6 protein-coding genes and 1 tRNA gene are annotated in these 5,530 nt (G+C 58.0%); 3 read left to right on the forward strand and 4 right to left on the reverse strand.

Going from position 1 to position 5,530, the window contains the following annotated elements:
• On the reverse strand, positions 1-1,074 hold a 1,074-nt coding region (locus tag AC1DRJ_RS18305; RefSeq protein ID WP_477803401.1), incomplete at its 3' end, for a DEAD/DEAH box helicase family protein.
• A gap of 337 nt (positions 1,075-1,411) precedes the next feature.
• Between AC1DRJ_RS18305 and AC1DRJ_RS18310 the strand changes: the two genes are divergently transcribed.
• Positions 1,412-2,608: an amino acid aminotransferase gene (locus AC1DRJ_RS18310; RefSeq protein WP_477803402.1), complete on the forward strand. Its 1,197-nt coding sequence runs from the start codon at positions 1,412-1,414 to the stop codon at positions 2,606-2,608.
• 238 nt (positions 2,609-2,846) lie between these two features.
• Positions 2,847-3,047 carry a hypothetical protein gene (locus AC1DRJ_RS18315; protein ID WP_477803403.1) on the forward strand — a complete coding sequence of 67 codons (201 nt, stop codon included), beginning with the start codon at positions 2,847-2,849 and terminating at the stop codon, positions 3,045-3,047.
• Here the strand turns inward: AC1DRJ_RS18315 and AC1DRJ_RS18320 are convergent.
• A complete protein-coding gene (locus AC1DRJ_RS18320) occupies positions 3,044-3,274 on the reverse strand; it encodes a hypothetical protein (RefSeq protein ID WP_007943502.1) in 231 nt (76 codons plus the stop codon). The two genes, AC1DRJ_RS18315 and AC1DRJ_RS18320, sit on opposite strands and share 4 nt — an antisense overlap.
• Before the next feature lie 227 nt (positions 3,275-3,501).
• On the opposite strand from AC1DRJ_RS18320, the gene AC1DRJ_RS18325 reads away from it, so the two are divergent.
• Positions 3,502-3,577 (forward strand) — tRNA-Asn (locus AC1DRJ_RS18325).
• A gap of 152 nt (positions 3,578-3,729) precedes the next feature.
• On the opposite strand, the gene sorB is transcribed toward AC1DRJ_RS18325, so the two are convergent.
• Both sorB and sorA read right to left on the reverse strand, forming a co-directional pair.
• Complete coding sequence (gene sorB, locus AC1DRJ_RS18330) at positions 3,730-4,377, reverse strand: SorB family sulfite dehydrogenase c-type cytochrome subunit (RefSeq protein WP_477803404.1); 648 nt, start codon at positions 4,375-4,377, stop codon at positions 3,730-3,732.
• A gap of 9 nt (positions 4,378-4,386) precedes the next feature.
• Positions 4,387-5,530: SorA family sulfite dehydrogenase catalytic subunit (gene sorA, locus AC1DRJ_RS18335; RefSeq protein ID WP_477803405.1), on the reverse strand; the 1,144-nt coding region annotated here is incomplete at its 5' end.

Below are 5,530 nucleotides of genomic sequence, written 5' to 3' on the forward strand. Positions count from 1 at the left end.
CTCATTACGCGAACGGTCGCCCTTATACATGGCGCCGACCTGCGGCACACTGACGTGGGATTCGTCGATCACCAACAAGGCATCGGCCGGCAGATAGTCGAACAACGTCGGCGGCGCCTGGCCGGATTCACGACCGGACAGGTAGCGCGAGTAGTTTTCGATGCCGTTGCAATAGCCCAGTTCGAGAATCATCTCCAGGTCAAAGCGGGTGCGCTGCTCCAGACGCTGGGCTTCAACGAGTTTGTTGTTGCTGCGCAGGTAATCCAGACGCTCCTGCAACTCGACCTTGATGCCTTCGATGGCGCCGAGCAGGGTTTCCCTCGGCGTCACGTAGTGGCTTTTCGGATAGAACGTGAAGCGTGGCAGCTTGCGGATCACTTCGCCGGTCAGCGGATCGAAAGCGGACAGGCTCTCGACTTCGTCATCGAACAGTTCGATGCGAATCGCTTCAAAATCGGATTCCGCCGGGTGGATATCAATTACATCGCCACGCACCCGGAAGGTTGCACGGGCGAATTCCATGTCGTTGCGGGTGTATTGCAAGTCCGCCAGGCGACGTAGCAAGGCGCGCTGATCGAGTTTGTCACCGCGATCCACGTGCAAGACCATCTTCAAATAGGTTTCCGGGCTACCCAGACCGTAGATGCAGGACACGGTGGTGACGATGATCGCGTCTTTGCGCTCCAGCAACGCCTTGGTTGCTGACAGGCGCATCTGCTCGATGTGGTCGTTGATCGAAGCGTCTTTCTCGATGAAGGTGTCGGACGACGGTACATAGGCTTCGGGCTGGTAGTAGTCGTAATAGGAAACGAAGTACTCCACCGCGTTGTTCGGGAAAAACGCCTTGAACTCGCCATACAACTGCGCGGCCAGGGTCTTGTTCGGCGCCAGCACCAGGGTCGGACGCTGCACTTGCGCGATCACGTTGGCGATGCTGAAGGTCTTGCCGGAGCCGGTCACACCGAGCAACGTTTGGTGCGCCAGGCCGGCTTCGATGCCTTCGACCATCAGGCGAATGGCTTCCGGCTGATCGCCAGCGGGCTCGAAGCGGGTGACTAGCTGGAATTCAGACATTCGATACCCCTGGGGTCGCGCCTGCCTAGTCAAACCAGCAGGAACGAAAAAGGCCGCAAACGACGCACGTCGCCCGAGGAAAAAACTGGATTGTGCTCAATGTGGAGTCGATTGCCTGCTGTTTCAAGGCAAACGTCCTACATCCCGTGAATCCTTTGACGGCGCCAATCGACTAATGGTCGAAAAATAATCGGAAAAACTTACCGGAAAAGCCGAATCGTCTGTCGCCATCAATCGCCGATGACCTCTATACTAGCTCCCCGTTTGTGCACCGCTCTAGTGCATTCGGCTGGAGCGCGACACGTCCCTCCACTCTCCATTCAGAGCCGCCGCAAAAATGAGCCTGTTCTCAGCTGTCGAAATGGCACCACGCGATCCAATCCTGGGCCTCAACGAAGCATTCAACGCCGATACCCGTACCAACAAGGTGAACCTGGGGGTCGGTGTTTACTGCAACGAGGAGGGGCGAATTCCACTCCTGCGCGCCGTTGTCGAAGCCGAGACGATTCGCGTCGCTCAACACGCTTCCCGTGGCTACTTGCCAATCGATGGCATCGCTGCCTACGACCAGGCTGTGCAGAAATTGTTGTTCGGCAATGACTCGCCACTGATCGCTTCTGGCCGCGTCATCACCACTCAGGCGGTGGGTGGTACCGGCGCMCTGAARATCGGTGCCGACTTCCTCAAGCAACTGCTGCCGAACGCTGTCGTGGCGATCAGCGACCCGAGCTGGGAAAACCACCGCGCGCTGTTCGAAACCGCCGGTTTTCCGGTGCAGAACTACCGCTACTACGACGCAGCGACCCACGACGTAAACCGTGCCGGCCTGCTGGAAGACCTGAACGCCCTGCCCGCCGGCTCGATCGTTGTGCTGCACGCTTGCTGCCACAACCCGACCGGCGTGGACCTGAGCCCGGCGGACTGGAACAACGTACTGGAAGTCGTTAAAGCCAAAGGCCACGTACCGTTCCTCGACATGGCCTACCAGGGTTTTGGCGATGGCATCGACGAAGACGCCGCTGCTGTGCGCCTGTTCGCTGAATCTGGCCTGACATTCTTCGTCTCCAGCTCTTTCTCCAAATCGTTCTCGCTGTACGGCGAGCGCGTTGGCGCCCTGTCGATCGTCAGCGAATCGAAAGAAGAAAGCGCGCGTGTGCTGTCGCAAGTCAAACGCGTCATCCGCACCAACTACTCCAACCCGCCAACCCACGGTGCAAGCATCGTCGCCGCTGTGCTGAACAGCCCGGTCCTGCGTGCCCAGTGGGAAGAAGAACTGGCGGAAATGCGCCTGCGTATTCGCGGCATGCGCATCCAGATGGTTGATCTGCTGGCGAAAAACGCCCCGCAGCGCGACTTCAGCTTCGTGGGTCGTCAGCGCGGCATGTTCTCTTACTCCGGCCTGACGGTTGAGCAAGTCACCCGTCTGCGTAACGAGTTCGGTATCTACGCCCTGGACACCGGCCGCATTTGCGTGGCTGCGTTGAACCAGAGCAACATCGACGTGGTGACCAAGGCCATCGTTCAGGTGATCTGAGTCGCCGCATGATGGAAAACGGGAAGCCATATGGCTTCCCGTTTTTTTATGGGTCGCAGATATCTCTCGACCCGACGGCCAGGCCCTCTAGACTGCACACCATCCTATTGTGGGAGCTGGGCTTGCCCGCGATGAGGCCATCACATTCAACATTGATGTTGGCTGATCGACCGCTATCGCGGGCAAGCCCGGCTCCCACAGGTTATGAGTACACCCGAGAATTTTTGCGAGAACACACATGAAAAACGATGACCTACGCGCAGACCGCGATGAGCTGGACCACTTCGTGCCTCGCACCCCGGCCAAACGCGGCAGTAACCTGGTGATGCAAGTCGCTGCGGGCGTGTTTCTCGGCGGTCTGGCCTTGTGGCTGGTGCAACTGGCCGCCACGACGCTCTACACCAAAATGATGCTCGGCACCTTTACCTTCGGCGGTTAAGCCAGTTCGGTTGCACGCTGGCTGGCGGCATCGTCATAGGCAACATAGAGCGACTCAGCGATCTGACTCTTGATCGCCTTGGTGCTTTCCAGGCCCAGCACAAAACCCTCGGCCTTGCCGCCGGCACGGTTCAATTCCTCAGCGGTGCTGGCCTGGGTGATTGCGTCGAAGAGTTTTTCGGCGTGGGGRCCGACACCTTTGGGCAAGCTGATTTGAGCGATGCTCATGCGAACACCCCGATGTGGTGAGGTGTGCAGGTTGGGTGATTCATGGCGCGTACCTTTTCGGCGAATGGCCGGCAGCGCGTGTTACCACTTCCGGGCGGCCATGGTAGACCTCTGGAACGAATCTGGTAACCGCCCATGGCCGATAAACCACCGCCTGTCCCGACGAATTGGCCCAGTTGCCATCTCACGCTTGACTTCTCTTTTTGAATCAGTAACATAGGCGCCATTCCGCGATAGCTCAGTTGGTAGAGCAAGTGACTGTTAATCACTGGGTCCCTGGTTCGAGTCCAGGTCGTGGAGCCATACAAGGTTCCAGAGAAGGCTTTCAAAATCTCTGAAACTCCGAAGAACCCCGCCTTCTCAGGCGGGTTTTTTCGTTTCTGGCGCTCCATCGGACTTCGGTGGATACCGCCGCCAGAGAGCAGGTTCCCGGCTGAGCTGAGCCGGGACTGAACTTACTGCTTCAATATAAACGTAGTCAGGGTTTGCAAATCGTCCGGGCTTAACTGCGCGAAAGGCGGCATCGGGATATCCCCCCATTTGCCAGCACCACCGTGCTGAATGCTGGACGTGACCTTGGCCAACGCCTGTGGATCTTTGGCGTATTTGGCAGCCACATCGTGATAGGCCGGGCCTACGACCTTATGATCGATCGCGTGACAGGACAGACAGGCGTTGTTCTGGAGCAAAGCCATGGCATCGGGTTTTGCGACAGGCGCCGCTGGGGRCTGGCTTGACGACAGGCTCGAGGCCGCCTGCACATCGGCATCGCTCGCATGAGCACTGCCGTAGGTCGACGCAAGGTAGGCGCCGATCATGGTCACATCCTGATCAGTGATTGGAGCCCCATACACCTTCTGCATCTTGCCCGCTTCGGCCGTCCACTGCGCGAGGCTCATGCCAGGAGGCTGAAAGTTGATGTAATCAGCAGAGTGGCAGGTGGCACATTTTTGCTGGGCCAACTGATAACCAGGCAGCGCATTGGGCTTGAGCACTGCCGTTTCCGGCGGCAAGGTGATCGACAGCGGCGCTGCGCTCGCCAGGGTAGCCAAACAAACCTGAGCCGCGCACAGCAAAGTGGTCATGCGTTTCATGAGTTTCATGCGGGCCCCTCAGGCGACAGTCACGTGGCTGGTTTCTATGACATTGCGGCGGTAGCCACTAGGGTTCCAGTCGGCTCGCAGCGGTTGCGTCTCGCCCGCACTGTTACTGGCTCGCACCATCAATTGCGTGGCGCCCTTGCTGGTAAAGGTGATCGGCAGCGTCCATTCACGGAAGGAGAAACGGCCAAGGTCCTTCCCAAGCTTGGCTTCGCGCCAGTTTTTTCCGCCGTCGATCGAAACTTCCACCTTGTTGACGCCAACACCGCCGTCGAACGCAATACCCTTGAGCACCACGTTTTTTTTCAGCGGCAATACATCGCCATGTTTAACGCTGGTGATGAAACTGCGTATCGCCAATTTTGAAATCGGCTTGGTTTGTGCCGCAGTGGTGCCGGGGGCGATGCACAGACAATCGTTGTCCGGAAGGCGGTAACCTTTCGCCATGAAGAAACCGTCGAAGGTATGGTCGACGACTTCGATTTCATTCAGGTGCTTGATCCAGTACGTGCCGAAATAGCCTGGTACTACCAGACGTATCGGGTAGCCGTTGAGGAATGGCAGATCGGTTCCATTCATCGACCAGGCGATCATGGGCTCACCGTCCATGGCATGGCTGATGTCCAGGGCCTTGATGTACTCCGGCGTGCTTGGCAGCACTGGCTTATCGAGTCCACGGAAGGTCACTTGTTTGGCGTCGACTTTTACACCGGCCTTTTCCAATACTGCCTTGAGTGGCACTCCCACCCAACGGGCATTACCCATCGAACCATTGCCCAACTGAGCGCCAAACACACGCGGCATAGAGAAGCCACGGCTGTTACCCGAACACTGATTGACGGCCACCACTTCTACCGGTTCGGCGAGGGCTTTGAGCTCTGCAAGGGAAAGCGACAGCGGCGTATCGACAAAGCCCTTGACCGTCAGGCGGTAAGTATCCGGATCGATGCTGGTAGGAAAATTGGCCAGGTGATAACGCACGAAAAAGGCGTCATTCGGCGTGATGGGGCCTTCGTTGAAAACAGGGAACGGCGTCTCCAGGTGCGGCGGGCGAGTGGTCACCAAGGTCAACGGACGTTTTTGCGGGTATTGCACCAGCGGCCGTGGACCCGCAGCAAAAGTCACCTCTTCGGCAGTTTCATCGACCGCCTTGGTT

Source organism: Pseudomonas sp. P5_B2, from assembly GCF_056400445.1.

What these genes read in the sequence shown, in the direction of transcription:
- AC1DRJ_RS18315 (WP_477803403.1), top strand. Translation starts at nt 2,847, where the DNA reads ATGAAAAACGATGACCTACGCGCAGACCGCGATGAGCTGGACCACTTC.